Genomic DNA, 26,541 nt, shown 5'->3' on the forward strand with positions numbered 1-26,541 from the left:
GCGAAATGGATCGCACATTATAACGGGCAACGTCCCCATACGGCTCTGGCTGGACGAACGCCTGATGAGGCGTATCATGGCGTGCCGACACCATCTGGTCCGGGGTTAACCCCGGACCAGATGGTCAACAGCAACGCCGTCAGAATGGCGGCATAACAACAACCGGGTATAGCTTATTCAAACCCAAAAACTGTCCGAACAGACGGGGCCACCTCTCCCACATCAGCGGGAGCCATCGCCCGAAATGAAGCCCTGTGGGCTTGCTGGCATCTCGGACGGGCCATTTGGAGACGATGGAGCGGTTATCATAGACGAAACCTCGTCGAGACAAAGCACTGCATCAAGCTACCGGGCCAGCGTCTGACAGCACGGGATTTTAACCGCCAGATCACCGAACTTTACATCCGTGTCGCCATCCTCAATCGCTTCACAGTGCTCGGAGTGCCCCTTAACTCATGCCGTAGCATAGCAAAAAAAAAACATAGAAGGCTTCACGATGTCCAATTACCAAATTGTGCAACAAAGCTACACCGGGCACCTGTTTGAGCGCGTCATCTACCGTATTGAGGTTCTGATCGCGCATCTGCTGTCTGCCGAGCACGGAAACCGATTGTGGAATATCCTTCAGCCACAGCAGCATTTTTTCCATGGAAACGACCCTGACCACAAGGCTTTCCACACTGCCAGGCGTGTCGCTGTCCGACGTCGCATCGGGTTTATGGGGCGGCCGGGTTTTCAGTCCGTTGAGGCGGGAGGGCCGAAGCGGCAGCCAGAGGTTGCAGAGTTTTTTCCGCTGCCACTTCCGCCTCTGCGGGGAGACACAGAATGACAGGCACCCCGGCGCTGACAGCGGACAGAACCATCCCGAACCGGGAGAGTTTTCGCAGGGGAAACATTCTATCTGTCATGTTTTTCTTTCTGCGTTCTGGCACGTCGGCCAGCACTCCCCGCGACATTTCTTATCCGCGTTAGTGCGAACCGTTCGCATCTCACAAAAGCGCGAGGTTAACAAGTTTAAAAGAATTTCCGGATTTCGGAGGCGTGTGAGCCTCCGGCGCTGGAAAAGCACGGTCAGGACAGGCGTGCAAGGATGGGCATCATCATTGCGAACAGTTCGGCCTGGGAGGAAATGGCGCAGCGGGCGTAGAGCTGTTTGCGGAACACTTTGACGGTCTGCGGGCTGACGCCAAGCATTCGTGCGGCGGACCCTGAGGAATGCCCCCTAAGGATCAGCAGCGCCGTTTCGGACTGCCGGCGCGTCAGAACCACGCCGCAGAGCGTCTTCAGGCGGTCGGAAAACCGTGCGGTGATATCGGCCATGCCAGAGCCGGCCCCCTGCCCGGACTCAGACACGACAGCATCGACGGTGATATGCCCCCAGTGCCGGGCGGCCAGCGCCACAACGACAGGCAGCAGACCCATAGCGGTTTCATAAGCCGCATCGGAAAACGGGGTATCCGATGTCACATCCCGCCCGAGACAGACATGGATCGACACGCCGAAGGCCGGACGCAGGACATAGACCATCTCGTCCACGATCTTCGTGTCGCGGTAATAGCTTGTGTAATACTCCGAAGAGCGGAACTGGTCGGGTGCGACATCGCACAGCCGGTAAACGCCAGCCGGTGCCTCCGAACGGTCTAGGACGAAAAACGGATCCAGAAGATACCCGCCCGCGCAGTAGATTTCGTCCACGCTGGCATGCACGCTCTCCTCACGCGCGGAGCGATGGAGACAGCGGGGCGGCGCATTCCCGGCCCAGACCAGAACCGTCAGGTTGTCGATCCCGATACAGGCTCCGAACCAGTCGGACAGGCAGGGGGCGAAACCGGGACCGTCAAGAGCGGCGATCACCGCGCCCAGCCGTCGTCCGGCATCTCCTGCATCTCCGGCAACCGGGTCCATACCCCTTTCGGGCGATATACATCCCATCCCGTGTGACTCTACCTTCGTAACGTTCCTGCCCGGTCCGCCCCACTCTGCCGAACGGGCACGCACAGAATTCAAGGAGACCGTCCATGTCGTCAGATCTGCCGCAGACAACCGAAGACATCCTCGCCGCTGATGCCCATCTCGTCCAGTCATGGGCCGATCTGAACGCACTCAAACAGACGGGAGCCCGCACGGCCATCGTCTCCGCCAAAGGCGTCATGGTGCGCGACAGCGACGGCAATGAACTTCTCGACGGGATCGGCGGTCTGTGGTGCGTCAATGTCGGTCATGGACGGCAGGAAATCATCGACGCGATTTCGAAACAGCTTTCCACGCTCGATTTCTATTCCACCTTCTACACCTTCACCCATCCAACCGCAGCCGCGCTCGCGAAAAAGCTGGCCCAGCTTGCTCCGGGCGATCTCAACCGGGTCCATTTCTCTAACTCGGGATCGGTTGCCAATGACGGCGCGGTCCGCATCCTTCATCACTATTACGAACGGCTGGGACGCCCGTCCAAGAAGCTCGTCCTCAGCCGTCATGGCGCCTATCACGGCTCCACCTACCTCTCCATCGCCATGACGACACCCCCCTATTCCAAGGGCTGGTCCCGCGCGGAAGGCATCGTCCGCCATCTCAGGAAGCCACATTTCTGGCGCGAGGGCGGCGACATGACCGAAGCGGAATTCCTCGACGCGCTCATCGACGACATGCGTACGGAAATCGAGACCGTTGGCGCGGAAAACATTGCCTGCTTCATTCAGGAACCCATCATGGGCGCGGGCGGGGTGATCGTTCCGCCCAAAGGCTATCACCGGCGTGCGCAGGATCTGTGCCGCCAGTATGATATCAAGTTCGTGGCGGACGAAGTGGTCACCGCGTTCGGGCGTCTGGGACATTTCTTCGCCTCGGAGGCCGTTTTTGACACCCGGCCGGACATCATCAACATCGCCAAGGGCGTGACCTCCGGGTATCAGCCGCTCGCCGCGACCATCATGACGGACGAGATTCATGACGTCATTTCCGGACCGGACGGGGTGTTCACCCATGGCATGACCTATGCCGGACATCCGGCGGGCGCTGCAGCGGGACTGGCCAACATCGCCCTGATGGAGACGGAGAAACTCCCCGAACGCGTTCGCCATACCGGCCCGATCTTCGAAAACACGCTGCGGGCTCTTGGCGATCTTGACATCGTCGGCGAAGCCCGTGGCAGTCACTTCATGATGGGGATCGAGTTCGTGAAGGACAAGGCGAAGAAAACCCTTTTCGACGCTGGTCTGAACATCGGCATGCGTGTCGCCCGCAAAGCCCAGGACAAGGGTCTCGTCGCCCGTCCGCTCGGCCATATCCTGATCCTCTCGCCCCCGCTGACGCTGACGGAAGAGCAGATCGCCCGGATTGGCGGAATCCTGTGCGAAAGCATCACCGAAGTCATGGGCGAGCTTCCGCGCGGCGCGTTCTGAAGACGCGTCCCCTAAGGGGTCAGTAGCCCCATTCGGGATGGTAGGTCAGGGGGGGCGTCTGTCCCGCCTCGATCTGCCGGATCACATCGGCAAGATAGACGGCCTGCATCCTGAAAGAGGCCTCTGCGGCGACATGCGGCGTGACGAACACCTTGGGGTGGGCCCAGAACCGGGACGTTTCGGGCAGGGGTTCGTGTTCGAAAACATCCAGGACCGCGCCGAGCATCCGGCCATCATCCAGCGCCGCCAGCAGATCATCGGCCACGACCTGATCCCCGCGCCCGGCATTCACGATTCCCGCCCCCGGCTTGAGATGCGACAGGAACGCCGCGTCGATCAGGCCCTTGGTCTGGGGCGTGCTGGGCAGGAGATTGACGAGGATGTCGGTCTTGCCGAGCATCTTGACCTTACCGTCCTCTCCGAAATACAGCGCCACATCCTCGACCTCGCGTTCGCGGCGGCACCATGCCGACACGCCGAAACCCGCCTGCGACAGACGCCGCGCAACCGCCGAGCCCAGATTTCCGAATCCCAGAATCCCGACCTGCGTCTGTGCGCTGGTGCGATATTCGAGGTTGCGGCGAAAGACCCTGTTTTCCTGTTGCAGAGCCCAGGTCCGGGCATCGCGCAGGAGGGAGATGATCGCCCACAGAACGTAATCCGACATCAGGTCCGCCGTCTGGTCTCCCCCCATGCGGACAAGCGGCACGTCTTTGGGGAAATCGGGACGGTGGACAAGCTGATTGACGCCCGCGCCGCTGCACAGGATGGCGCGCATGTGACGCATCTTTGCCATCTCACCCGGCGCGGGATCCCAGACCAGCGCGTAATCGGCTTGGGCCGGATCGAAATCCGGGTCGAACCACGAGACGGTTTTCAGATCCGGCGCGGCTTCGGCGAACGCGTTGCGCCACCCTTCCCACGCGTTCGGTCCTTCTGCACTGATGGCAAGTGTCGTCATGGAAACTCCGTTATCAGTATCCGGCAAGAGGAATTGGACATCAGTATTTGATCCACACGGTTTTCAGCGCGGAATATTTATCAAAACTGTGCAGGGACAGATCCCGGCCGAAACCGGACTGCTTCATGCCGCCGAACGGCGTCATCGGGGAAAGCGCATCGACGGTATTGACCGAAACCGTCCCGACATTCAGGCGGTCCGAAACCTCCATGATCCGCCCGACATCCCGCGTCCAGACGGAAGCCGCGAGGCCATAGGGCGTATCGTTGGCAAGGGTTATGGCTTCCGCGTCATCACGGAACGTCTGGATGGCCAGCACCGGGCCGAAGATTTCCTCACGCGCAATTACCGCATCACGCGGAACATCCGCGAAAACCGTGGGCCGGATGTAAGCGCGGGAGCCCTGCACTTCCATCTGCTCTCCGCCTGCGACAAGTCTGCTGTCCGCCCGGCCGGCTCTTATGAACCCCGCAACCCGGTCGGCATGGTCCTGCGTCGCCATCGGACCAAGAACCGTCGCCGGGTCGAGCGGATTGCCCGGAACCAGCGCTTCCGCCTTCAGTCGCAGGCGCTCCGTCATTTCCTCCGCGATGGCATGATGGACGAGCAGGCGTGAATTGGCCGAACAGACCTGCCCCTGATTGAAAAAGATGCCCCAGGCCGCCTTTTCCGCAGCGGCATCCAGATCGGCATCCGGGAAAACCAGACAGGGGCTTTTCCCGCCGGTTTCGGGCCAGACCTGCTTCATGTTGCTCTCGCCCGCATAGCGCTGGAAGACCTTGCCGATCTCCGTCGATCCCGTGAACGCCAGACAGTCCACATCCGGATGAAGCCCCAGCGCGCGCCCCGCATCCTGTCCGAAACCGGGGATGACGTTCAGCACACCGTCTGGCAGTCCGGCCTCGGCGGCCAGTTCCGCCAGCCGCAGGGCGGAGAGCGGCGACTGTTCGGCGGGTTTGAGAACGACGGAATTGCCCACCGCCAGCGCAGGCGCGATTTTCCAGATCGCCAGATCTAGCGGAAAATTCCACGGCACCACCACACCGATCACACCCAGCGGCACCCGGCGGATCATCGCCAGATCGCGTCCGCCCGTGGGCGCGATCTCGTCATAGATCTTGTCGGTCGCTTCGGCGTGCCACTGAAGAATGGCGGCCGCCCCCGGCACGTCGATGCTCAGCGTGTCGGAAATCGGCTTGCCGACATCGAGCGTGTCGAGCAGCGCGAATTCCTCCAGATTCTCCCGCAGAAGCTGCGCCCAGCGCAGCAGCACGTCCTTGCGCGCACCCGGCGTCATCCGTGACCAGACACCGCTCTCGAACGCCCTGCGTCCGGACTGGACGGCCAGGTCGATATCCGTCGCATCCCCGCGCTCCACATCCGTCAGACAGGCACCGTTTGCGGGGTTCACCGTCTCGAACCGTGATCCCGAAGACGCCGCGACGAAACGCCCGTCGATCCAGCACTGGTTGCGGAAGGTCAGGGTCGCCGCGCGTCCGGCGTAATAGGCAGCATTTTTCGTCATGGGGTCAGGCCTCTTTGCCGGTATTTTTTGCCGTATGCGGGCTGCTGAAGCGCGGCTGGCGTGCCGCGTCCATCACATCCGCCACAGGATCTCCGCTCCCGCCGCACGCAGGGACGCGATGTCGCGAAGTCCGGCAAGGCCGAGCACATCGCGGATTTCCTGCGTCAGGGCCTGAATCGCGGTTTCCACACCCTGCTCGCCTCCTGCCGCGAGCGCCCAGGCCCAGGGCCGCCCGACGGAGACCGCCGTCGCCCCCAGCGCCAGAGCGGTCACGACGTCCCCGCCGCGCCGGATTCCGCTGTCGAGCACGATATCGGCGCGTCCGCCCACGGCATCAACGATGCCGGGCAGCACCTCGATCGTCGCGGGGGACGGATCCATCTGTCTGCCGCCGTGATTGGACACGATCAGCCCATCCGCGCCCGCGTCCAGCGCCAGCCGGGCATCGTCCGGATGCATCACGCCCTTGACGATCAACTGTCCCTTCCATTCGGAGCGCAGCCATTCCAGCCCGCTGCGGTCGAGAGTCGGGTCGATCTGCGCCGCCATCTCGCGCGCCTGTCCCATGACACCGGAAACGGTCGTGTAGGATCGCAGGTTTCCGATCGCGGGCATGCCGTGCCGCAGCATCCCCAGGGACCAGCCCGGCCTCCCGGCGAGACCGGCCATCTGCCGGGCGCTGGGCCGCGAGAGATGACGGAAGCCATTCCGCACATCGCGCTCCCGCACCGGCGTGATGGCCGTATCGATCGTGACTATGATGCCCTGAATCCCGCAGGCCGTGGCCCGCGCGAGCATGTCCTGCGTCAGTGCCCTGTCCCGGAAGACATAGATCTGCGCGAAGGGACTTCCGCCAACGGCGGCAACATCCTCCATCGCCTCGATCGAGAAGGTGGACACGGCCATCCCCACCCCGCAGCGCCGTGCCGCGCGCGCGGCACCGCTCTCGCGGTCGGAATGCAGCATCCCCGCGAAGCCGACCGGTGCCAGCATGAACGGGGCGGCCCAGTCCTGTCCGAAACAGCGCACGCCGGTTCCGACCTGCGCCACGTCCCGCAGACCGCGTGGCACGACGCCCCATTGCCCGAACGCCGCGCGATTGCGGGCCATGCTGTGTTCGCCATGCGCGCCGCCATCCACATAATCCGCGAACAGGCGGGGCAACCTCTGTCGCGCACGCGCCGCCAGAGCCGCGAACGCGCCATCATCAACGACCGTCATAGACAACGCGTCCTTCAAGTACCGTCATCAGAACGCCGATCTTCCGGATGTCTTCCGGCGCCACATCGGCAGGATCGGCGGCCAGAACGACCAGATCGGCAGCGTTCCCGACTGCGATGCTTCCTTCCCGGTCTTCCCGGTGGGAGGCGAACGCCCCGGCCTGCGTGTAGGCAACGAGGGCCTCGTCCACTCCGATCGCCTGCTCCGGCACGAATGCCGCTCCTTCCGGTGCGCCGTCGTCCAGCGAGCTGCGACGGGTGATTGCCTTGCCGATCCCGTGAAGCGGTGACAGCGAGACGATGGGCCAGTCCGTTCCGAACGCGACCACACTCCCCGCATCCAGCAGGGAGCGGTTCGGAAAGGCACGGCAATGCTCTTCACTGCGAACCCGCGTGGCCCAGACCCCGTCCATTCCCATCCATTCGTCCGACGGCGCAACCATGACCGGCTGAAGACAGGCCACGACACCCAGTTCGGCAAAGCGGGGAACATCGTCCGCAAACGGGATTTCCACATGCTCGACGCGGTGGCGCAGCGTGCGCGTTTCGTCCGGGGTCTGGGCATAGGCGTCCAGCGCAAGGCGGATTGCACCGCTGCCGATGGCATGCGTCCAGATCTGGAACCCTGCCTCCGTCACGCGCCTGAGCGCAGCCTTATAGGCCTCCGGTGGCCAGACCAGGGTTCCGGTCTCGTCAGGACGGTCGCCATAGCCCTGCGGCATATATCCGGTATGGGATTCCAGAACCCCGTCCAGAAAGAACTTCACGCCATCAAGGCTGAGCATGGGCGAGCGGTAGATGCGACGGAGGGAGTCGATCTCCCTGAGCCGCGTTTCCGACAGAGCGGGCGGCGGCATTTCCACCATTACGCCGACACGACAAGTCAGCGTCCCTGCGTCCTCCATCTCCTTCAGGACCGGAAAGAGGCTTTCGTCATAGGCCGCGCTTTCCACCCGCGTGATGCCGCAGCGTGCGATTTCGGCGAAAACGCGCGCGATGCCGTCACGGATCATGGACTCGTCCATCGGCGGCACGCAGGCCGAGACGAGTTTGGCCGCTTCTTCCTTCAGCCAGCCCGTGGGCGAACCATCAGGCCTGCGCACGATTTCGCCCCCTTCCGGATCGGGCGTGGAGGCATCGATCCCGGCACGTTCGAGCGCCCTGCTGTTCGCCCAGGCTGCATGCGCCATGCCGGAACGCAAGAAAACCGGCCGGTCCGGAACGACGGCATCGAGCATCGCACGGTCGAAGCCTTCGGGGGGCAGATCGGGATAGCCGTAGCTCCATTCGAGACCGAGAAGCCAGTCACGGTCGGGATTGGCTTCAGCGAAAGCGGCAACCCGTTCCACGACCTCTGCCATGGTGCGCGCATCCCTCAGGCCGATATTGCTGAGATATTCCGTGCCCATCAGCAGATGGAGATGGCTGTCCACAAATCCCGGCAGGACGCATGCCCCGTCCAGATCCACGCGTTCCACGTCCTGCGGTACAGACGCTGTGATCGCGGCTTCTTCACCGATCGCGACGATGCTTCCGTCTCGGATCAGAAGACCGCCATGCAGGCGTGTCTGGTCCGGAAGGACGATCCGGGCATTGTGCAGTAGGGTCATGCGCGCTCTCCGCCCGGAAGTGCGCTGGCCCGAAAGCGCCGTTCCATAAAGATATACAGCGGCGGCGTCAGGGCGAGACTCACCACCCAGGAGATGTCCACACCGCCCAGCATCTTCGCGATGCTGCCCGTATAGAGCGCCGTTGAAAGGAACGGGATCTGAAAGAGAATGCCCGCCACGTAGCAGCCCAGCGCGGGAATGTTCCAGTATCCGTAACGGCCGCCATCGCGCCTGAAAAACGACGCCACGTCATAATCGCCGTGATGAAGGATGTAATAATCGGTCAGGTTGATGGCGGTCCATGGGATCATGATGGACATCAGGAGTTCGAGAAACTCGCTGTAGGCCGTCATGAAACGGTCGGCCATCAGCGTCGCCATTCCGAAAGCGAACAGGAGCAGCGCGATCGTGACCACGAGACGCGCACCGCGTCCGTAATGATGATCAGGCGTAAAGGTCTGGGCGACGGTCAGGGTGGAGAGCGCGCCGCAATAGACGTTCATCGCATTTGCTACTGCAATGCCGAGCGAAAGCGCCAGCATGACCGGCACCGTCGCCACACCGAGAAGCGATGTCAGAACCGCCACGACATGCTGACCGCCCACAAGCGTTCCCACAGCGGCTCCCAGCCCCATCGCAAGGAACGATCCGGAGACCGATCCGGAAAAACACGCGATGAACGCATTTTTCTCGTTTTTTCCGCCAGCGGGAAGATAACGCGATGAATCCGACACATAGGGCGCATAGGCGATCTGCCACAGAGCCGCGAGCGAAACGGTCCTCAGGACGCCGGTCCCGCTGCCCCAGTGCGCCGCCTCCACATGCATCGCGGGATGCGGGAGCATCAGCGCCACGAAACACACCAGAACGGCAATCCCGCACAACAGGCTCAGGATCCGGGCGGCGGCATGAATGACGTGATAGCCCATGACGGCGGGCAGCACCGAGAGAAGCTGGATGATCACGATGGCGGGAAAGCGGCCCAGCCCCGGAATGCAGGCCTGTACCCCTTCCGCCCCCAGCACGAGATTGGAGGCGACAAAACCGACATACATCAGAACGATGATCGCGGTGATCGGGACGGCGCCGAACAGCCCGAACTGACCCCGCGTCTGGATCATCTGGGGCACGCCCAGCCGCGGTCCCTGGGCGGCATGAAGCGCCATGAACACGCCGCCGACGAGATTACCCAGAAGCAGGGAAAGGATCGCGGGAATGAGGGAGAGGCCGAAAACCGTCGTCGCGAGAGCGCCGGTCGCTACCGTCAGCATCATCAGATTGGGCCCGAACCAGACGGTGAACAGGTCCCGAGCCGTCCCGTGCCGCCGTTCGGGCGGAATGGGATAGATCGTCTCGGATTCCAGTGTGCTGACCGCATCCACCATGCCATGTCCTCATTACGTTCGCCGATAACCGGCAGGTCAGTAGATCATAACATCTTCCGGATTTGTAATGGATTTCTGCTGCATATTTCCTGAAGCCATGCACCGGAAAAATCTATGCTGAAAACCTCCCGGTCAGGGTTTTCATTCCGCTTCCATCATATCTATACCAGAGCCAGACCCGAGCTTCAGTCTCACTCCGAAGCGGAGAGCACAGTCCATGCTTGCTGCACGTTTCTACGGAATCGGTGACATCCGTGTCATGCCGACAGAACCGTCTCCGGAACTGAAGGAAGGCTTCGTCCGCGTGCGGATCGAGGCCGCCGGAATCTGCGGCTCGGACCTGCATAATTTCCGGACGGGCCAGTGGATGTCCCGATGTCCCGTCACACCGGGACACGAATTTTCCGGTACCGTTACGCAAACATGCGGCGACTGCGCGGGCCTCGTTTCGGGCGATCATGTCGTCGCGGATTCCCGCGTCGGGTGCGGCCACTGCGCCTCCTGCCGGTCCGGCCAGCCGAACGTGTGCCGCACGCTTGGCTTCGTGGGCGAGGTCTGTGACGGCGGTTTCGCACAGGAGGTTGTTCTTCCGGCAACGCAACTCCTGCAACTGCCCGCCGACATGCCGCTCCGGCACGGTGCGCTGGCCGAACCGTTGGCCGTTGCCCTCCATGCCGTGCATCGCCTCGCCCCGACGGAGGGCGCCCGCGTCGTGGTCTGTGGCGGAGGAACGATCGGTGGCCTCGCGGCGTTGATCCTGCGCGAACGCGGACATGAGGTTTCGCTGCTCGAACGCAATGTCGGCCGCCAGGCACTGCTCCAGAATATTGCCGGCTCCACGCCCCTGTCAGCGGATGAAGAGGACTGGGAGACGCATTTCGTTCTGGATGCGACGGGCGCGGCCCCGGTCATCGAACTGGCCTGTCAGCGTGTGGCGCCCGGAGGGCGCGTGGTTCTTGCAGGACTGTTCCACCAGAAGCCGCAGATCGATTTCAACCGTATCGTTGAAAGGGAAATCGAGATCCTCGGCGTCAGCGCCTTTGCCGACGAGATGCCGCAGGCCATCGCCCTGATCCCGAAGCTCGGTGAAAAACTCGACGCCCTGATCAGCGGCCCGCATGCCCTTCAGGACCTGCCGCAGCGCTATGAGGCCCTGCTCGCCGGAACTGAAATCCGACTGAAAACCCTGATCGCCCCCAACGGCACGAGCAGCGCATGGTAGATACGCCCGACCTCTTTTCGCTCAGGGGCAGGACCGCCCTCGTCACCGGCGGCGGACGGGGGCTTGGCTATGCGATGGCGCTGCATCTCGCACGATGCGGCGCGGATGTCCGCATCGCGGGCCGCATGGCCGCCACGCTCGAAGGGGCCTGCGCGGAAGCGGAAAAAGCCGGTCTGTGCCTGCGCCCGGTGGTCATGGATGTGGCCTCTCCCGAGGCTATCCGCACGGCTTTCACGGAGATTGCCCGGACGGCTCCGCAACTCGACATCGTCGTCAACAATGCCGGGGACGAAAGTCTGCGGGCCAGCGACGACGTGGACGAGGCCCTGTGGGACAGGCTGCTCGACACCAATCTCAAGGGACCGTTCTTCGTCGCCCAGCACGCCGCACGCCTCATGACAGAAGGGGGCAGCATCATCAATCTCGCCTCCCTGACCTCGGCGGCGGGGGTGGCAAAGGCCGTTCCCTACAGCGCGTCCAAATCCGGCATCCTCGGTGTGACGCGCAGTCTGGCGGTCGAATGGGCGCCACGCGGGATCCGCGTCAACGCGCTGGCTCCGGGCTATTTCCATACCGACATGACCGCCCCTTTCTTTGCCGATACCGACTGGCAGACGCGGATGCTCGCGCAGATCCCGCTCGGTCGGTTCGGACTGCCGGACGATCTTGCCGGCCCTCTCCAGTTTCTCTGCTCCCCGGCCTCGGCCTACGTCACCGGGCAGGTGTTCTATGTGGATGGCGGGACTCTCGCCGCCCTCTGACACCCGCCCGCGCCAACAGGTTCACAGCCCCTTACAGGATTGCTCTTCATGTCAGATCACGTCACGTTCCACGATCTCACGCAGACAGCCGAAATCCCCGAAGCCCTTCTGCAACGGACCGAAAGCGACCTGTCGGTCTTTTTCGAGCGCGTGACGCCCATCATCGAGCGCGTGCGGACCGAGGGCGATGCGGCCCTGCGCCATTTTGCCCAGGCCTTCGACGGCGTCACCGATCCGCAGATGAGCATCAAGGCGACCCCTGAAGAGTTCGACGCCGCTTTCGCCAGCATCGAGCCGGACGTGCTCGAAGCCATCAAATACGGCATCGACAACATCCGCCGCTTCCATGAAGCCCAGAAACCCGAAGAAAGCTGGATGATCGAGGTCCGTCCGGGCATCTGGGCCGGAGACCGGAACGTTCCGATCGATTCCGTCGCCTGCTACGTCCCGCGCGGCAAGGGCTGCTTCCCCAGCGTCGTGAACATGACGACCATTCCCGGCAAGGTCGCGGGCGTGCCGCGACTGATCATCGTGACGCCGCCGTCGCCGGACGGCACAGTGGATGCCGGCACACTCGTGGCCGCCCGCCTGATCGGCGTGGAAGACGTCTATAAATGTGGCGGCGCACAGGCTGTCGCTGCCGTTGCGTTCGGTACCGAAACCGTTCCTGCCTGCGCAAAGATCGTCGGCCCGGGCAGCCCGTATGTCGTCGCGGCCAAGCGCCTGCTTTCCGACCGGATCGATCCCGGCATCCCCGCCGGACCGAGCGAGAGCGTCATCCTCACCGATGACAGCGTCGATCCCGTCCTCGCGGCCCTCGACCTGATCATCGAGTCCGAACATGGCCCGGACTCCTCGGCATGGCTCGTAACCAGCAGCCGCCGCGTTGCCGAGGGCGTCATCGCGGCTCTCCCCGCGCACTGGGCGGACATGGACGAAAAGCGCGCCGGTTTCTCCCGGGCCGTTCTGGGCGGGAGACATGGCGGCGTCGTCCTGACGAAGGATTTTCAGGCCGCTGTCGATTTCACCAACGCCTATGCGCCGGAACATCTGGAAATCCTGACCACCGATCCGATGGCCGATCTGGGGCGCATCCGCAACGCCGGTGAAGTTCTGCTCGGCACGGCCTCCCCGGTCACGCTGTGCAACTACGTACTTGGCCCCAACGCGGTCCTGCCGACCAACCGCGCCGCCCAGACGCATTCTCCCCTTTCGGTCCATGACTTCATGAAGCGCATGTCCTTCGCGCGCGTCTCACCTGAAGCCTATCCGGAAGCGGCCCGCCATGCGGAACGTTTTGCCCGCTACGAAAACTTCACCGGCCATGCCCGCGCGGTTTCCGCGGCCCGACCGATGCCGAAGCTCGAACCACGATGAGCGATCCAGCCGTCAGTGCCGCGGGTATCCTGACCGCGGCCCGCCGGAGCCAGCCCGACCTCGCTAGGTCGCTTCTGGCACGGATGATCGAAGAAGAATTCGGGTTTCCGGTCCGGGAAGTCACGCTCGGCGCGGATGACTACAGCCTGAATTCGGTCAACGGATTCCTGACGCGGGGGGACGGGGAACGCTTTTTCTTCAAGTTCCACCACGAGGAAAACGAAGACTCCGTCCTTCAGGAATTCTATCGCGGCGAAATCCTGCTTGAAGCAGGCTTTCCCGTCGATATACCTGCCTATGTCTGTCGCCGCGTGGGGCGGCAGATCCTGCTCTACCCCCTGCGGATCATTCCCAAACTCGCGGACGCCGCACGCGCCGTCGATCGCGGGCATCCGCTCCCCGGGGCCGAGGCTCCCGCCCTGATCGAAGCGCAGCGACACCTCGACAGGCTGAGTACGCGGATCTATCTGCACACATGGCACCCGATCACCGCTGCCCAGAGTAGCGAGGAGCCGATCCACCAGCTCTTCCACCATCGCCTGACGACACCGGGCAGTCCGGCAGGCACCCTCGGCGGCCGTGCGGCCACGTTCTTCGCCAAAGACCGGAGTTTCGCTTTTCCGGGCCTCAGTGTCAGCGGCGCGGAACTGCGCCGTCTGCGATGGGTGATCGACGGCGTGGCCTATGACCGTACATTGCAGGACTGTCTGGAAAACGCTCTGGCGCTTCTCGACCCGGCTGTTCTGGCGGCCTCGGGCGGCGTCATCGCCCATGGCGATGCCCATAACGCCAATGTCTGGTTCACACCGCAGAACAGCGAAGCAGGGACCGCGGCGAGCCTCACCTTCTTCGATCCGGCCTTCGCAGGGCGCGATATCCCCGCCCTGCTGGCCGAAATCAAGGCCACGTTCCACAATATCTTCGCCCATCCTGACTGGCTGTATCATTCCGCGGAACTGACCAGTACGCCGGAGATCACGATCCGTGACGATACCGCGTTCGTCACGACCGGATGGTACCTGCCCCCGCTGCGACAGGCGTTTCTGGCGGATAAGGGTCGGCTTCTGTGGACACCCCTGCTGGCGGCCCTGTCAGAACGCGGCGCACTTCCAAAGACCTGGCGGGAAACCATCCGCGCCGGACTGTTCTGCTGCCCGACGCTGGTGATGGATCTCTGCGCCCGCTCCGAAAGCGCTCCGAACAGCCGTCACACGCCTGCATCGTCCCTGACCGGTCTCGCCGTCGCCATGATGTGCGGCGCGGAACCCGGACCGGAGGGGCAGGATGTCGTCTCCCGTTTTCTCGACGCCATTGATCCGTCGTGCATCTGAGCAGGACGGATCAATGACATTCGATGTCGGCCCGCTTGAGGTCGGCATCATTCCGGGACAATAACACATCAGAACGACCCTGAACGAAAAGGATCTCCGCGCCATGACGCAGTTCGCAGACAAGAGCGCCCATGCGGCAGAGTCCTCTCCGTTCGCCGTTGAGAACAACACCATTTTCCCGATCCCCGAGGAGCGGCGCCACGGCAATGCCTGGTCGCTGCTGATGGTCTGGATCGGAGCGAACCAGAACATCATGGCCATCATGACCGGGATGCTTTACCCCGGCATCTGTCATCTGGCCCTGGGCTGGTCGCTGCTGGCCATATTGTGCGGCAATCTGCTGGGAGGCGTGTTCATGGCCCTGCACGCGGCGCAGGGTCCGCATCTGGGTATTCCGCAGATGCAGCAGACCCGCGGGCAGTTCGGATCGACCGGCAGCCTGCTGATCATCGCGATCATCATCCTGATGTATGTCGGCTTCACCTCCACCTTCTTCGCGATCGGACGCGAACAGTCGGAACAGGTTTTCGGGCCCGGATACGGTCAGATTCCGATCTGGGGAGCCGTCATCATCGTCGCCACACTCTGCGCGATCGGCCATGACATCATCGAACGGTTCATTTCGGGTTTCGTACCCGTAGCCGCCCTGACTTCGGTCCTGCTGGCCTTCGCCTATTTCGGCGTCTCGCACGGACAGCTCGCCATGCCGTTCTGGGCCGTTCCGACGACGCACCAGTTCCTCTCGGCGCTGTCGCTCGGCGTTCTGTGGCAGATCGCCTATGCCCCCTATGTCTCGGACTATACGCGGTATCTGCCGTCCCGCACGGGAGAGCGCACGGCGTTTCTCGTCTGTCTTGCGGGCAGCATCGTGGGGACGACGTTTCCGACGTTCATCGGGGCCTATCTCGGCAGTACGGGATTTGCCGGCAACATGTACGATGCGGTCCGGACCTATTCACCGATTCTGCCCGTCGCGCTGTTTGCGGTGATGATCATCTCCACACTGGTGAGCTGCACGATGCAGATCTACTGCGCGGCGCTGTCCTCCCTGACCTTTCTCCAGACCTTCCGGCCGAACTGGACGCCCACGAGCCGCTCGCGCGCGATCGCCGCGACCCTCCTCCTGCTGGCCTGCGCCATCATCACCATCAATCTCAGCGGCAGCGTGCTCGAAATCCTCGACAACGTCATTGCGCTCCTGCTGGCCATCCTTTCCCCCTGGACCGCCATCAACCTCGCCGACTACTATCTCGTGCGGCATGGCGCCTATGATATTCCCTCCCTGTTTCGTGCGGATGGCGGCGTCTATGGCCGCGCCAACCGCCCGGCCCTGATCTGTTACGCGATCGGCGTGATCGTGCAGATCCCGTTCCTGTCGAACGGACTCTATGTCGGCAGCATCGCAAGGTCCCTTGGCGGGATCGATCTGTCCTGGATTATCGGAATTTTCGTTCCCGGACTGATCTACTGGCTCTGGGCACGCCGTTCGATCTGAACGGCTTTTTGCCCTGTAACGCCCTTCTTAGGTTTTTCCGAAGCTAAGCCCCGTAGAACCATTCTTTAAATACGCGCATCAAATTGCGAACATTCCTGCATCGCACCAAACTCCTGTCGGATGATCCGTGACGGGTCTCCGTAACAGAGGCGAAGAGCACGAGGAAATACGCCCATGCCCGTCCACAAGCGGATCCGCCCGTTCAACACCAAAGACACCTATCCCGAACAGAGCCTCGACAACGACCTGTGTCAGGCTGTCGTCGCGAGAAACACCGTGTATGTGCGCGGACAGGTCCCGCAGGACCTCGACACGCGTGAGAACGTCGCCGTCGGGGATCCGGTGGGCCAGGCGCACAAGGTGATGGAAAACATCGCGCTCCTGCTCAAAGAATCGGGCTCCGAACTCGCCCATATCTGCAAGGTCACGGTTTACCTGACGGATATCCGCTACCGCGAGGCGACCTACCGCGTGCTGGGCCAGCATCTCAAGGGCGTTTTCCCGGTCTTCACGGGTCTCGTCGTCGTGGCCCTGGCCCGCCCTGAATGGCTGATCGAAGTCGACGTCATCGCGGTCATTCCCGACTGAACTTCCGCTCCCCTGTATCCCCTTAACTGACCAAGCCTCCCGCCCTTTCGGGCCCGCCAGCAGAGGTACCCGACATGCAGACGAAATCTCCGCTTTCACGCCACTGTTTGCTTCTTTCGTCGACAATTCTCCTGCTTGGCGGGGTTGCGAAAGCCGCCACGACCACGCACGGCCGACAGGGCGCACAGACGGGGGCCAGAAGTGCTCATGCCGCCGCCCATTCCGCTGGCGCGGCTCCGCATGCCAGTGCTCCCCGGCGCACTTCACTCGACAGCACGGGGCCGGGCGATACGATCCAGGTTTCGGCCAGCCGCCATCATTCAGGCGGCGGCCTGATCCGGCGCGAGACAGCTGCACGTTCGGTCAGCACCGTCTCCCGCGAATTCATTTCAAAACAGTCTCCGGCGTCCAATACGCTGGCCCTCGTGACGTTGTCTCCGGGGGCAAACGTCGCCATGGGCGATCCTTTCGGTGTGACTGATCAGTCCTCTGTCAGCGTACGCGGTCTCAACCAGCAGGAAATCGGCTACATCTTTGAAGGGGCGCCGATGAACGACCCCGACAACTACACGCCGAACTCCTCGGAATGGGTCGACAGCGAGAACATGGAGAGCGTGCAGCTTCAGCAGGGCGCTCCCGACATCGAAATTCCGACCGTATATTCCGCAGGCGGAACGATGCGCGTTCGCATGCATGACCCGCAATACAAGCGTCAGGGTCAGCTTGATGTAAGCTATGGCTCCCATCAGATGAACCGTCAGTATCTGCGTTATGATTCAGGCGAGATCGGCAATACCGGCCTTCGCATGTTCGCATCATTCTCGAACCTGACCAGCCGCGCATGGCGGGGGCCGGGGCGCAACAACCGCCGTCACATGGATTTCAAGGCCATCAAGGACTGGGCACCCGAGAGCAGCACCAGCCTGTCCTTCACCTATAACAACGAAAATACGGCCTGGTACAGCACGCCGACGCTCTCTGACTGGAACAAGAACGGCCTCGGCGGAGGGATCAACCTTGATGGCGTCTACAAGTTCGGAGATGCCAATTACTACAAGGGTTTCCAGACGGACTGGACGAACTATTTCCTGAGCAGCCAGTCGCATTTCAAGCTGAACCGAGAATGGTCGCTCGACGTCACGCCATATTTCTATCACGGCTCCGGCAACTATCCGCTGGGCGTCTACACGATCCCGACGAGCGGCACCTATTATAACGGCACACAGGCCGTGAACGGATCGCTCGCCGGGAACAACTATTCCGAAGATGGCAATGTCGCCGCGAAATGGGACTGGTACGGACGCGAAAGCTATACCGGCATCAACGCGGCCGCCCATTATGACACCGCGTTCAACCATCTCGTGTTCGGCGCCTGGTACGGCTACAGCGACATGCATGTCAGCGAGCCGTTCTCCGCGCTCGACGGCGCCGGAAACGTTTCAAGCTCCCTGCTGTCGCTTCAGGACGGCACCGTTCTCAATGGCTGGATCTACCATACGATCACGCAGATGGTGGGACTTTATGTCGGGGACGAAGTGCGCCTTCTGAACGACAGGCTGCGGATCAATGCCGGTTTCAAGGAAGTCATGACGGCGCGTGACGGCACTCTGAACCAGCCCGGCCCGCAATATGGCGCGAGCTACAACTCGGCCCAGCCGCTGCCGCGTTTCTCGATCAGCTACAAGGTCAATGACCAGATCCAGCTCTTCGCCAACGCCACGACGAGTTTCCGCGTTCCCATGGGCTCGGCGTTCTACAACCAGTATAACAGCCCTTATGATGCGAGCCTCTACCAGACGGCGAACACCCATCTGAAGGACGAGTACAGCATCGCCGAAGAAGTCGGCGCCCGGTATCACAACAACTGGGTGACGGGCTCGGTCACGCTGTTCAATTACAACTTCGTGCATCACGCCATCAACGAATACATCAACGCCGTTCCCTACTTCCTTGATGCAGGCGGCATGACCTCCCGTGGCGTGGATGCCGAGCTTGGTCTGCGTCCGTGGCATCATTTCTCGCCCTACGTGTCCGGCGAATATCTCTACGCCACCAACGACAACAACATCACGCTCGACGGCGTGACCTACAGGACGAAGGGCAAGATCGCGACGTCCGCCCCGCGCTGGATGGCCGCGATCGGGGTGCAGTATGATGACGGCACATTCTTCGGCAGTGTCTCGATGAAGTATGTCGACAAGGAATACGGCACGTTCATGAACGACGAGCGGATTCCGGGCCACAAGCAGGTGGATCTGATGCTGGGCGCGCGCGCTCCGGATATCGGGTTCATGAAGAAGCCCAGCATCCGCCTGAACATCGTCAATCTCAACGACTCCCACTACCTGTCCGGCGTCTACAGCACCGGCCCCACGGCAGGAACCTCGACCTATTATGTCGCGCCGACCTTCGCGGCTCTCGCAACGGTCTCCACGGGGTTCTGACGCCATGCAGGACGCTGCACGCCAGCCCCCAAGCCAGGCCCAACGCCCGTCTGCGGGAACGGGCATCGACGGGAATGAAGACGCGGTGTTCGACTTCATCGTCGTCGGCGCGGGCTCGGCGGGCTGCGTGGTGGCAAACCGCCTGAGCGCGGACGGGCGTTTTCGCGTCTGTCTGATCGAGGCCGGTGGCGACGACCGCACCCCGCGCATCCGGATCCCGGCCGGAACGCTGACCCTCTACAAAAGCCGCACCCTCGCCTACCAGTTCACCTCCACGCCGCAGCGGTTTCTGGACAACCGCTGCGTTCATGTTCCCCGCGGCAGAGCACTCGGCGGCTCTACCGTGATGAACAGCATGATCTATATCCGGGGTGACCGGAGCGACTACGATCACTGGGCCTCCCTCGGCTGCGAGGGTTGGGGATGGGACAGTGTCCTGCCGGAATTCAAGGCTCTCGAACACTGCCAGCGGCAGCTCGACCCGGAGTTTCATGGTTTTGACGGCGAACTGGACGTCACCACACCCCGCGACGTCAATCCGCTTTCGCACAGCTTTGTCGAGGCCGGGATCGCTGCCGGCATTCCCGAAAACCGCGACTTTAACGGAGCCACACTCGAAGGTGTCGGCATTTATGACGTCACGCAGAGGAACGGCTACAGGCTCAGCGCCTATCGGGCCTTCATCCATCCGATCCGGGGCCGAGCCAATCTTTCGGTTCTGACGAAAGCACAGGTCCGCAACCTCATCATCGAAAACCGCACCGTTCGGGGGGTGACGATCCTGCAGGAAGGGCAGGCGCGTGTCCTGCACGCCCGGCGTGAAGTGGTGCTCTGCGCGGGCGCCATCGGCTCTCCGCAGATCCTGATGGCGTCGGGCATCGGCCCGGGCGCGGCGCTTGTCCGCGCGGGGATCTCCCCGCTTCATGATCTCCCAGGCGTCGGCGGCAATCTTCAGGATCATCTGGACGGTCTGGTCACGGTGCGATCGCGCGATCCGCGCACGCTGGGGTTCTCGGCGCGTTCCCTGCCTGCCGTCCTGCCCTCACCTCTCCAGTTCCTGTTCGGACGCAAAGGATGGCTGACCACGAATTACGTCGAAGCCGGAGGGTTCGCCCATACGTCCCTGTCCGACGGGCGCGTTCCCGACATCCAGTTCCATTTCGTTCCCGGCTATCGCAGCCCGCGCGGCCGGCTGTTCGAATGGGGGCACGGCATTGCGATCCATACCTGCGTTCTGCGCCCACGCAGCCGGGGCACGATCAGCCTTGCGACGGACGGGTCGAACGCACCGGTCATCGATTTCAGTTTCGGCTCCGATCCGCAGGACCTCAGGGTGCTCTGTGAAGGGATCAAAGTCGCGCGCAATATCCTCTCCCAGACCGCTTTCAACGGTACGCGCGGCGTCGAGCAGGCTCCCGGCGAGGCGGTCGTGAGCGATCAGGACATCCTCGACTATCTGCGCCGAAGTGCGGCCACGGTGTTCCATCCCGCCGGAACCTGCCGCATGGGCAGTGATGCCGGGGCAGTGGTGACACCGCGCCTTAATGTGGTGGGTCTGAGCGGGCTGCGGGTCGCGGATGCGTCCATCATGCCGACCCTCATCAGCGGCAATACCAGCGCCCCGAGCATGATGATCGGCGCAAAAGCCGCGCGGATGATCCTCGAAGACGCCTGAGGACTATGGTTTGGACGGGGGGCTTGCACGGGGGCTTGGACGGGGGACGAACCACCGTACGTCAGAATGCGCGTTCCTTTAAGCTGGCAACTGCTCTAGTCTGGCGTGATGCGTTATACCCTGCGTCAGCTCGAATATTTTGTCGCCGCCGGTGAAGCGGGCTCGATCCGTCACGCCTCCGAACGGCTGTCGATTTCCCAGCCCTCCATCTCGACGGCGATCTCGCATCTCGAACTCGAACTGAACGTCCAGCTTTTCGTGCGCCATCACGCGCAGGGGCTGTCGCTGACGAGCGTGGGCCGCACTTTGCTGCGGGAAGCCAAAAACATTCTGGCGATGGCGGAAAGCCTGCATTCCGTGGCGGCGGAAGAAACGGATCAGGTCCGGGGCCGACTCTCGGTGGGCGCGATGATCACGCTAGCCCCCATGGTCATGCCCGCCCTCGCCTACAGTTTCCGGCTCGACTATCCGTCTGTCGACATCCGTCAGTTCGCCTCGAATCACGAATGGCTGACCGAGAAACTCAAACAGGCCGAGCTTGATCTCGCCATCACCTACGACCTTGAAATGCCGCCGGGCATCGAGTTCGTTCCGCTGGCGAGCCTGCCGCCGCATGTGGTTGTCAGCACCGATCATCCCCTGGCCGGACGCTCCAGCGTAAGTCTGGCCGAGATCGCGCATGAACCGATGATTTTTCTCGATCTCCCCCTCAGCCGCCAGTATTTCAACGGCCTTTACGAGCGGGAGGGCCTTCAGCCGAACATCTACGCCCGCAGCGCGGAACAGGCCGTCGTGCGGACAATGGTCGCAAACGGCTACGGATATTCGCTGGCCAATGTGCGGCCCAGATCGAACATGGCAATGGACGGAAAGACGGTGGTGCGCGTCAAACTGTCAGGCGATCATCGACCGATGGTGATGGGGATGGCGATGCGACAGGAGACGCGCAAATCCCGCCTGCTCGAACATTTCTGCGACCACTGCCGCGCCTCGATTTCCGACGATGACATTCCGGGCATGAGTCCGCTGGAATAGGCGCCCGGCCCGGCTCAGGTCCCGGCATGGGTGCCGGGACCGCGTTCCTTCAGTCGGCGTAATCGGGCTCTTCGCGATCGAGGATCAGCTTCATTTCCTCGAAATGGCGGATGGAGAAATCCGTGATTTTCTCCCAGTCCCGCGCTGTCCGCTCCGCCACGTCGTCCGACAGGACGGAAATCTCGCGGCCCGTCGTATAGGCCGTCACGAGGATCTGGCAGGCTCGCTCGATCGTATACATGTCGTCATACGCCTCTCCCACCGTGGGCGCGACGACCATGACGCCATGATTGCCCATCATGAGACGCGTCTTGCCGTTCAGAAGAGACGCCAGACGCGCGCCTTCCGCCTCGCTGTCCGCCATGCCGCCATACTGCGTATCGACCGCGACGCGACGGAAGTAGCGCGCAGTGTTCTGGTCGATCGGGAGGATCGTCGGATCGGCCAGCGTCGAGATGGTCGTGCAGTAGATCGGATGCAGGTGCATCGCCACGACGGCATCGGGATGCAGGCGATGAAGCTGGGCGTGGATCGACCATGCCGTCGGGTCCAGATCCTGTTTGGCGGTGCTTGCGGGATCGTTCGTATCGACCAGCACCAGATCGCTCGCACGGATGCGCGAAAAATGCTGCCATTTGGGATTGATCAGGAAGCGTGAACCATCCGGCGAGACGGACATGCTGAAATGATTGGCCACGGCTTCATGCATGCCGAGACGGGCTGCCAGCCGAAAGGCGGCCGCAAGATCGATCCTGGCTTTCTTTTCGTTCTCGACCATGATTTTAAGGCTTCCTGAACAGGCGTTTTTTGAAACAATTGGAATACAGCCTGTCTAGAGTCCGGTCATCGGAAGGGAAAGACAGATTTCGTGAATGCCGGGTGCGGTTTTTCCGATGCAGATGCTTCAGACAGGACGGGCGCGCCCAAAACGGGCGCGTCAAATCTCTTAGGAAAAGACTAAGCAAAGATAATCAATTCGATTGTTTCTCGTGTCATGTCGTTTCCATACAAGAATGGTAAGGCCTTCCCGAAACGAGGAAGCAGTCTTCTGTCAGTCCAGCCGAAAGTGTCCAGCATGACTATGGAAAACGTCGATACCCTGATCATCGGTGGTGGCCAGGCGGGTGTGGCGATGAGCGAGCATCTTGGCCAGCGCGGCATCCCTCATCTCGTGGTCGAGCGCGGCCAGATCGCCGAACGGTGGCGCAATGAACGCTGGGATTCGCTCGTCGCGAACGGCCCGGCATGGCATGACCGTTTTCCTAACAAAACGTTCCCTAATCTCGATCCGGATGCCTTCGCGCCCCGCGCGCAGATCGTTTCCTATTTCGAAGCCTATGCCAAGCAGATCGACATGCCGATCCGCTGCGGCGTGGAAATCAGTGCGCTGCGCAAAAGTGCTGACGGTCTGGGCTTTGAGGCTGACGGGCCGGACGGGACGATCAGGGCCCGAAACGTGATCGTGGCGACCGGACCGTTCCAGAAGCCCTCCTTTCCTGACATCGTTCCGCAGGACAGCGGCATCCTTCAGATGCACTCCAATGCCTACAAGAACCCGGCACAGCTTCCCGAAGGCGGCGTTCTGGTGATTGGGGCCGGGTCATCCGGTGCCCAGATCGCGGACGAACTGCGCGCCTCGGGCCGGGACGTCTGGCTGTCCGTGGGGCCGCATGACCGTCCGCCCCGCGCCTATCGCGGACGCGATTTCGTCTGGTGGCTGGGCGTTCTGGGCATGTGGAACATGAAGGTTCCGAGCCCGGATGTCGAACATGTCACGATCGCCGTCAGCGGCGCGCATGGCGGTCATACGGTCGATTTCCGCAACCTCGCGGCAAGCGGGATGACGCTGGTGGGACGTACGGAAAGCTACCAGGACGGCAGCCTGACATTCGCCCCCGATCTCGCCAACAACATCGAAGGGGGAGATGCGAACTATCTCGCCATGCTCGATGCGGCCGACGCCTATGTTCTTGAACATGGCCTTGATCTCCCCGAGGAGCCCGATGCCCGCAAAATTGGACCTCTGCCGGCCTGCGCCACTGATCCGGTCCTGAGCCTCGATCTGGCCAAAGCCGGGATCAAGACGATCATCTGGGCCACGGGTTACAGGCTCGATTTCGGATGGATCGACCTCGATATTTTCGACTCCCGCGGAGCGCCGCGTCACGACCGGGGCGTGTCAGTCGAGCCGGGGCTGTATTTTATCGGACTGGCATGGCTGTCGCGTCGGGCTTCCCCGTTCATCTGGGGCTGTTGGCATGACGCCGACTATCTGGGCGACTATATTGCCCGAGAGCGTCTGGCCAAAGCAGGCTGAACGGAGGGCCGGGGATCATGTCTGACATCGAACAGGTTCTTGCATCGCTGGTCGGCTTTCCGAGTGTCTGCGGACTGCCGAACGGCGACATCATGGACTGGATCGAGGCGTTTCTGCACTCCTGCGGGGCAGACGTCCAGCGGATCCCCGGCGAGGCTTCCGGCCGGTCTAGCCTGTTCGCCCGGATCGGTCCCGCTTCCACGCCGGGCGGCATCATCCTCTCGGCCCATGCGGATGTCGTGCCGGTGACGGGGCAGGACTGGTCTTCGGATCCTTTTGTCCTGACCCGGCGGGAAGACCGGCTGTATGGTCGCGGCAGCAGCGACATGAAAGGCTTTCTGGCCTGCATGCTCCGCCTAGCTCAGCGGAACGCCACCTCCGACACTCCGGATCACGCGCCTCTCAAGCGCCCGCTTTATCTGGCGATTTCCCATGACGAGGAAATCGGCTGCGTTGGCGTCCGCTCGCTTCTTGCCGACGTGGAAGGCGATCAGGCCGTCCGGGCGGCATCCTGCATCATCGGCGAACCCACGGGTCTTCAGGTTGCTGTCGCGCACAAAGGAAAGATCGCGTTTGAAATCCGCTGCCACGGGCAGGCCGCGCATTCCGCAAACCCGTTCCTGGGCAAAAGCGCGATTTCACTCGCAGGCTACATGCTTGAAGCCCTTGAACGGCTTCAGAACCATATCCGCACGACAGAGCAGCATGACAGCCGGTTTGACGTTCCCTTCTCGACCGTTCAGGCCGGACTGATCTCCGGTGGGGCCGCGCTGAACATCGTCCCCGATCTGTGTACGATTACCGCTGAAATCCGTCTGTTGCCCGGATATGAGGGCGCGCCATACCTTAAATGGCTGGAAAATGCGGGGCTTGATGCCGTAAAGCGGCTCGGCGGTGGTGAGGTGGAGATCACTGTGACCAACGCCTATCCCGGCCTTAACGCCAGTCCGCTCAGCGATCTGTGTTCGCTGGCCCTGCATGAGGCCGGGCGCAATCAGGTTTCGGTCATCGATTTCGGAACGGAAGCAGGTCTGTTCAGCGAAAAGCTGGGCGTGGACTGCATCGTCTGCGGCCCGGGTTCGATCGGTCGGGCGCACAAGGCGGACGAATACATTACCGATTCCGAGCTTGCGGATGCGGAACGCTTCCTCGATGGCGTCGTCGCGTCCCTGAGATCATGATTGCGGCGATAAGCCGCGATAGCCTTCCCCCTTCCCAGCAGGAAAGACCCAGTCGATGACCTTTTCCATCGTCGCGCGCTGTTCAAGAACCGGCCAGTTCGGAATGGCCGTTTCCTCTTCGTCGCCCGCGGTCGCAAGCCGCTGTGCGTTTGCGCGCGCAGGCGTGGGCGTCGTCGCAACGCAGAACGTCACGGACCCCCGCCTTGGCCCGTCGGGACTGGACCTTCTGGAACGCGGCGCCACGGCGTCGGAATGTCGGGACATTCTCGTGCGGGGGAACGAATTCCGGGCGTTCAGACAGCTCGTCGTTCTCGACAGGAACGGTGAGACGGCGTTGTGGGCCGGAGATCGGATTCTGGGCTGTCATGCCTCGGCAGGCGGCACGAATGTCGCGGCGGCGGGAAACATGCTGGCCCATGCCGGCGTACCGGAAGCCATGAAAACGGCGTTTGAAAATTCGGACCCGGCCCTGGAGCTGGGAGAGCGCCTGATTCTGGCGATGGAAGCCGGCCTTGCCGCAGGGGGAGAAGCCGGACCGGTCCATTCAGCAGGGATGATCGTGGTGGAAGAACAGAGCTGGCCTCTGGTTGATCTCCGGGTGGACTGGAGCGAAAATCCCCTGTCCGATCTTCGTCAGCTCTGGACCCTCTGGAAGCCGCAGATGCATGATTACGTCACACGCGGCCTCAATCCGCTTTCGGCTCCGTCCTATGGTGTGCCCGGCGACGAGTGAAAACCGTCTTTCCTTGAAACTTCCAGACTGATCCAGCTCAAGGACTCTGGCAAGAACTCTGGTTGAGGGGCATCACATCCGCACTTCGAACGTCGTGCTCCACTGGGCTCTGTTGCACAATTCCAGCGATTGGGCGCGCTGCAACCTTTGAGGGGTTTTCTTACGCGACAGGGTGCGTGAGGGGGATTCCGAGGGCTGTGAAGCGGTTGAGGACGGCGACCCGGACATGAACTTCGGTGATCTGACGATCGAAATCGCGTGCTGTCAGACGCTGGCCCAGCAG

General features: G+C 62.3%; 22 protein-coding genes and 2 pseudogenes. 15 read left to right on the forward strand and 9 right to left on the reverse strand.

All coding sequences use genetic code 11. The features are described 5' to 3' along the window. Positions 1 to 156: integrase core domain-containing protein (locus tag GFJ39_RS11180; protein ID WP_153431412.1), on the forward strand; the 156-nt coding region annotated here is incomplete at its 5' end. Positions 157 to 216: 60 nt separating this feature from the next. Beyond that, positions 217 to 450, forward strand: a pseudogene (locus GFJ39_RS11185) (IS5/IS1182 family transposase); the annotation flags it as partial. Here GFJ39_RS11185 and GFJ39_RS11190 read toward each other — a convergent pair. After that, the gene (locus tag GFJ39_RS11190; RefSeq protein WP_153431413.1) at positions 449 to 649 is read right to left on the reverse strand and encodes a TonB-dependent receptor plug domain-containing protein; all 201 of its coding nucleotides are present in this window, start codon (positions 647 to 649) and stop codon (positions 449 to 451) included. The pseudogene GFJ39_RS11185 and the gene GFJ39_RS11190 sit on opposite strands and share 2 nt — an antisense overlap. Positions 650 to 1,071: 422 nt before the next feature. Further along, positions 1,072 to 1,905 (reverse strand): helix-turn-helix transcriptional regulator, encoded by an 834-nt coding sequence (locus GFJ39_RS11195; protein ID WP_194285359.1) that lies wholly within the window; start codon positions 1,903 to 1,905, stop codon positions 1,072 to 1,074. Between the two features lie 113 nt (positions 1,906 to 2,018). Between GFJ39_RS11195 and GFJ39_RS11200 the strand changes: the two genes are divergently transcribed. Beyond that, positions 2,019 to 3,398 (forward strand): aminotransferase class III-fold pyridoxal phosphate-dependent enzyme, encoded by a 1,380-nt coding sequence (locus GFJ39_RS11200; RefSeq protein ID WP_153431415.1) that lies wholly within the window; start codon positions 2,019 to 2,021, stop codon positions 3,396 to 3,398. A 19-nt stretch (positions 3,399 to 3,417) separates the two neighbouring features. Here the strand turns inward: GFJ39_RS11200 and GFJ39_RS11205 are convergent, their stop codons facing one another. The 5 genes from GFJ39_RS11205 to GFJ39_RS11225 form a co-directional block, all read right to left on the reverse strand. Further along, positions 3,418 to 4,359 (reverse strand): 2-hydroxyacid dehydrogenase, encoded by a 942-nt coding sequence (locus tag GFJ39_RS11205; RefSeq protein ID WP_153431416.1) that lies wholly within the window; start codon positions 4,357 to 4,359, stop codon positions 3,418 to 3,420. Between the two features lie 40 nt (positions 4,360 to 4,399). Then, entirely contained in the window at positions 4,400 to 5,884 is a 1,485-nt protein-coding gene (locus GFJ39_RS11210) for an aldehyde dehydrogenase (RefSeq protein WP_153431417.1), read from the reverse strand. 72 nt (positions 5,885 to 5,956) lie between these two features. Continuing rightward, positions 5,957 to 7,105: an alpha-hydroxy acid oxidase gene (locus GFJ39_RS11215; protein WP_153431418.1), complete on the reverse strand. Its 1,149-nt coding sequence runs from the start codon at positions 7,103 to 7,105 to the stop codon at positions 5,957 to 5,959. Continuing rightward, entirely contained in the window at positions 7,092 to 8,714 is a 1,623-nt protein-coding gene (locus GFJ39_RS11220) for an amidohydrolase (protein ID WP_153431419.1), read from the reverse strand. The genes GFJ39_RS11215 and GFJ39_RS11220 overlap by 14 nt, the downstream gene beginning before the upstream one ends. Continuing rightward, positions 8,711 to 10,099, reverse strand: a complete 1,389-nt coding sequence (locus tag GFJ39_RS11225) for a purine-cytosine permease family protein (RefSeq protein WP_153431420.1) — start codon at positions 10,097 to 10,099, stop codon at positions 8,711 to 8,713. The genes GFJ39_RS11220 and GFJ39_RS11225 overlap by 4 nt, the downstream gene beginning before the upstream one ends. A gap of 217 nt (positions 10,100 to 10,316) precedes the next feature. On the opposite strand from GFJ39_RS11225, the gene GFJ39_RS11230 reads away from it, so the two are divergent. From GFJ39_RS11230 to GFJ39_RS11270, 9 genes are all read left to right on the forward strand, one after another. Then, a complete protein-coding gene (locus GFJ39_RS11230) occupies positions 10,317 to 11,321 on the forward strand; it encodes a zinc-dependent alcohol dehydrogenase (protein ID WP_153431421.1) in 1,005 nt (334 codons plus the stop codon). Continuing rightward, entirely contained in the window at positions 11,315 to 12,082 is a 768-nt protein-coding gene (locus GFJ39_RS11235) for an SDR family NAD(P)-dependent oxidoreductase (protein ID WP_153431422.1), read from the forward strand. The genes GFJ39_RS11230 and GFJ39_RS11235 overlap by 7 nt, the downstream gene beginning before the upstream one ends. 48 nt (positions 12,083 to 12,130) lie before the next feature. Then, positions 12,131 to 13,459 carry a histidinol dehydrogenase gene (gene hisD, locus GFJ39_RS11240; protein ID WP_153431423.1) on the forward strand — a complete coding sequence of 443 codons (1,329 nt, stop codon included), beginning with the start codon at positions 12,131 to 12,133 and terminating at the stop codon, positions 13,457 to 13,459. Beyond that, complete coding sequence (locus GFJ39_RS11245; protein ID WP_153431424.1) at positions 13,456 to 14,790, forward strand: phosphotransferase; 1,335 nt, start codon at positions 13,456 to 13,458, stop codon at positions 14,788 to 14,790. Before hisD ends, GFJ39_RS11245 begins: the two co-directional genes overlap by 4 nt. A gap of 103 nt (positions 14,791 to 14,893) precedes the next feature. After that, positions 14,894 to 16,285 (forward strand): purine-cytosine permease family protein, encoded by a 1,392-nt coding sequence (locus tag GFJ39_RS11250; RefSeq protein ID WP_153431425.1) that lies wholly within the window; start codon positions 14,894 to 14,896, stop codon positions 16,283 to 16,285. 174 nt (positions 16,286 to 16,459) lie between these two features. Beyond that, on the forward strand, positions 16,460 to 16,873 hold the full coding sequence (locus tag GFJ39_RS11255) for a RidA family protein (protein ID WP_153431426.1): 414 nt from the start codon (positions 16,460 to 16,462) through the stop codon (positions 16,871 to 16,873). A gap of 74 nt (positions 16,874 to 16,947) precedes the next feature. Beyond that, positions 16,948 to 19,317, forward strand: a complete 2,370-nt coding sequence (locus GFJ39_RS11260) for a TonB-dependent receptor (protein ID WP_153431427.1) — start codon at positions 16,948 to 16,950, stop codon at positions 19,315 to 19,317. A gap of 64 nt (positions 19,318 to 19,381) precedes the next feature. Then, positions 19,382 to 20,992 (forward strand): GMC family oxidoreductase, encoded by a 1,611-nt coding sequence (locus tag GFJ39_RS11265; RefSeq protein WP_407645895.1) that lies wholly within the window; start codon positions 19,382 to 19,384, stop codon positions 20,990 to 20,992. A gap of 108 nt (positions 20,993 to 21,100) precedes the next feature. Then, entirely contained in the window at positions 21,101 to 22,027 is a 927-nt protein-coding gene (locus GFJ39_RS11270) for a LysR family transcriptional regulator (protein WP_153431429.1), read from the forward strand. A gap of 49 nt (positions 22,028 to 22,076) precedes the next feature. On the opposite strand, the gene GFJ39_RS11275 is transcribed toward GFJ39_RS11270, so the two are convergent. Next, positions 22,077 to 22,805 carry a class II aldolase/adducin family protein gene (locus GFJ39_RS11275; RefSeq protein WP_153431430.1) on the reverse strand — a complete coding sequence of 243 codons (729 nt, stop codon included), beginning with the start codon at positions 22,803 to 22,805 and terminating at the stop codon, positions 22,077 to 22,079. Positions 22,806 to 23,102: 297 nt separating this feature from the next. Between GFJ39_RS11275 and GFJ39_RS11280 the strand changes: the two genes are divergently transcribed. The 3 genes from GFJ39_RS11280 to GFJ39_RS11290 are packed head-to-tail and all read left to right on the forward strand — an operon-like array spanning position 23,103 to position 26,258. Continuing rightward, complete coding sequence (locus GFJ39_RS11280; RefSeq protein ID WP_153431431.1) at positions 23,103 to 24,344, forward strand: flavin-containing monooxygenase; 1,242 nt, start codon at positions 23,103 to 23,105, stop codon at positions 24,342 to 24,344. 17 nt (positions 24,345 to 24,361) lie between these two features. Beyond that, positions 24,362 to 25,525, forward strand: coding sequence for an acetylornithine deacetylase (gene argE, locus GFJ39_RS11285; protein WP_153431432.1), 1,164 nt, complete (start codon positions 24,362 to 24,364; stop codon positions 25,523 to 25,525). 55 nt (positions 25,526 to 25,580) lie between these two features. After that, the gene (locus GFJ39_RS11290) at positions 25,581 to 26,258 is read left to right on the forward strand and encodes a DUF1028 domain-containing protein (protein WP_153431433.1); all 678 of its coding nucleotides are present in this window, start codon (positions 25,581 to 25,583) and stop codon (positions 26,256 to 26,258) included. Between the two features lie 160 nt (positions 26,259 to 26,418). Here the strand turns inward: GFJ39_RS11290 and GFJ39_RS11295 are convergent. Next, positions 26,419 to 26,541: pseudogene (locus GFJ39_RS11295) on the reverse strand (IS5/IS1182 family transposase); the annotation flags it as partial.

Origin of the sequence: Gluconobacter aidae (assembly GCF_009547075.1) — a bacterium.
In the GTDB taxonomy this organism is placed as follows: Bacteria; Pseudomonadota; Alphaproteobacteria; order Acetobacterales; family Acetobacteraceae; genus Gluconobacter; species Gluconobacter aidae.

Coding starts and splice junctions, on each gene's coding strand:
- GFJ39_RS11190 (WP_153431413.1), bottom strand. CDS start 649: ATGGAAAAAATGCTGCTGTGGCTGAAGGATATTCCACAATCGGTTTCC.
- GFJ39_RS11195 (WP_194285359.1), bottom strand. CDS start 1,905: ATGGACCCGGTTGCCGGAGATGCAGGAGATGCCGGACGACGGCTGGGC.
- GFJ39_RS11200 (WP_153431415.1), top strand. CDS start 2,019: ATGTCGTCAGATCTGCCGCAGACAACCGAAGACATCCTCGCCGCTGAT.
- GFJ39_RS11205 (WP_153431416.1), bottom strand. CDS start 4,359: ATGACGACACTTGCCATCAGTGCAGAAGGACCGAACGCGTGGGAAGGG.
- GFJ39_RS11210 (WP_153431417.1), bottom strand. CDS start 5,884: ATGACGAAAAATGCTGCCTATTACGCCGGACGCGCGGCGACCCTGACC.
- GFJ39_RS11215 (WP_153431418.1), bottom strand. CDS start 7,105: ATGACGGTCGTTGATGATGGCGCGTTCGCGGCTCTGGCGGCGCGTGCG.
- GFJ39_RS11220 (WP_153431419.1), bottom strand. CDS start 8,714: ATGACCCTACTGCACAATGCCCGGATCGTCCTTCCGGACCAGACACGC.
- GFJ39_RS11225 (WP_153431420.1), bottom strand. CDS start 10,099: ATGGTGGATGCGGTCAGCACACTGGAATCCGAGACGATCTATCCCATT.
- GFJ39_RS11230 (WP_153431421.1), top strand. CDS start 10,317: ATGCTTGCTGCACGTTTCTACGGAATCGGTGACATCCGTGTCATGCCG.
- GFJ39_RS11235 (WP_153431422.1), top strand. CDS start 11,315: ATGGTAGATACGCCCGACCTCTTTTCGCTCAGGGGCAGGACCGCCCTC.
- hisD (WP_153431423.1), top strand. CDS start 12,131: ATGTCAGATCACGTCACGTTCCACGATCTCACGCAGACAGCCGAAATC.
- GFJ39_RS11245 (WP_153431424.1), top strand. CDS start 13,456: ATGAGCGATCCAGCCGTCAGTGCCGCGGGTATCCTGACCGCGGCCCGC.
- GFJ39_RS11250 (WP_153431425.1), top strand. CDS start 14,894: ATGACGCAGTTCGCAGACAAGAGCGCCCATGCGGCAGAGTCCTCTCCG.
- GFJ39_RS11255 (WP_153431426.1), top strand. CDS start 16,460: ATGCCCGTCCACAAGCGGATCCGCCCGTTCAACACCAAAGACACCTAT.
- GFJ39_RS11260 (WP_153431427.1), top strand. CDS start 16,948: ATGCAGACGAAATCTCCGCTTTCACGCCACTGTTTGCTTCTTTCGTCG.
- GFJ39_RS11270 (WP_153431429.1), top strand. CDS start 21,101: ATGCGTTATACCCTGCGTCAGCTCGAATATTTTGTCGCCGCCGGTGAA.
- GFJ39_RS11275 (WP_153431430.1), bottom strand. CDS start 22,805: ATGGTCGAGAACGAAAAGAAAGCCAGGATCGATCTTGCGGCCGCCTTT.
- GFJ39_RS11280 (WP_153431431.1), top strand. CDS start 23,103: ATGACTATGGAAAACGTCGATACCCTGATCATCGGTGGTGGCCAGGCG.
- argE (WP_153431432.1), top strand. CDS start 24,362: ATGTCTGACATCGAACAGGTTCTTGCATCGCTGGTCGGCTTTCCGAGT.
- GFJ39_RS11290 (WP_153431433.1), top strand. CDS start 25,581: ATGACCTTTTCCATCGTCGCGCGCTGTTCAAGAACCGGCCAGTTCGGA.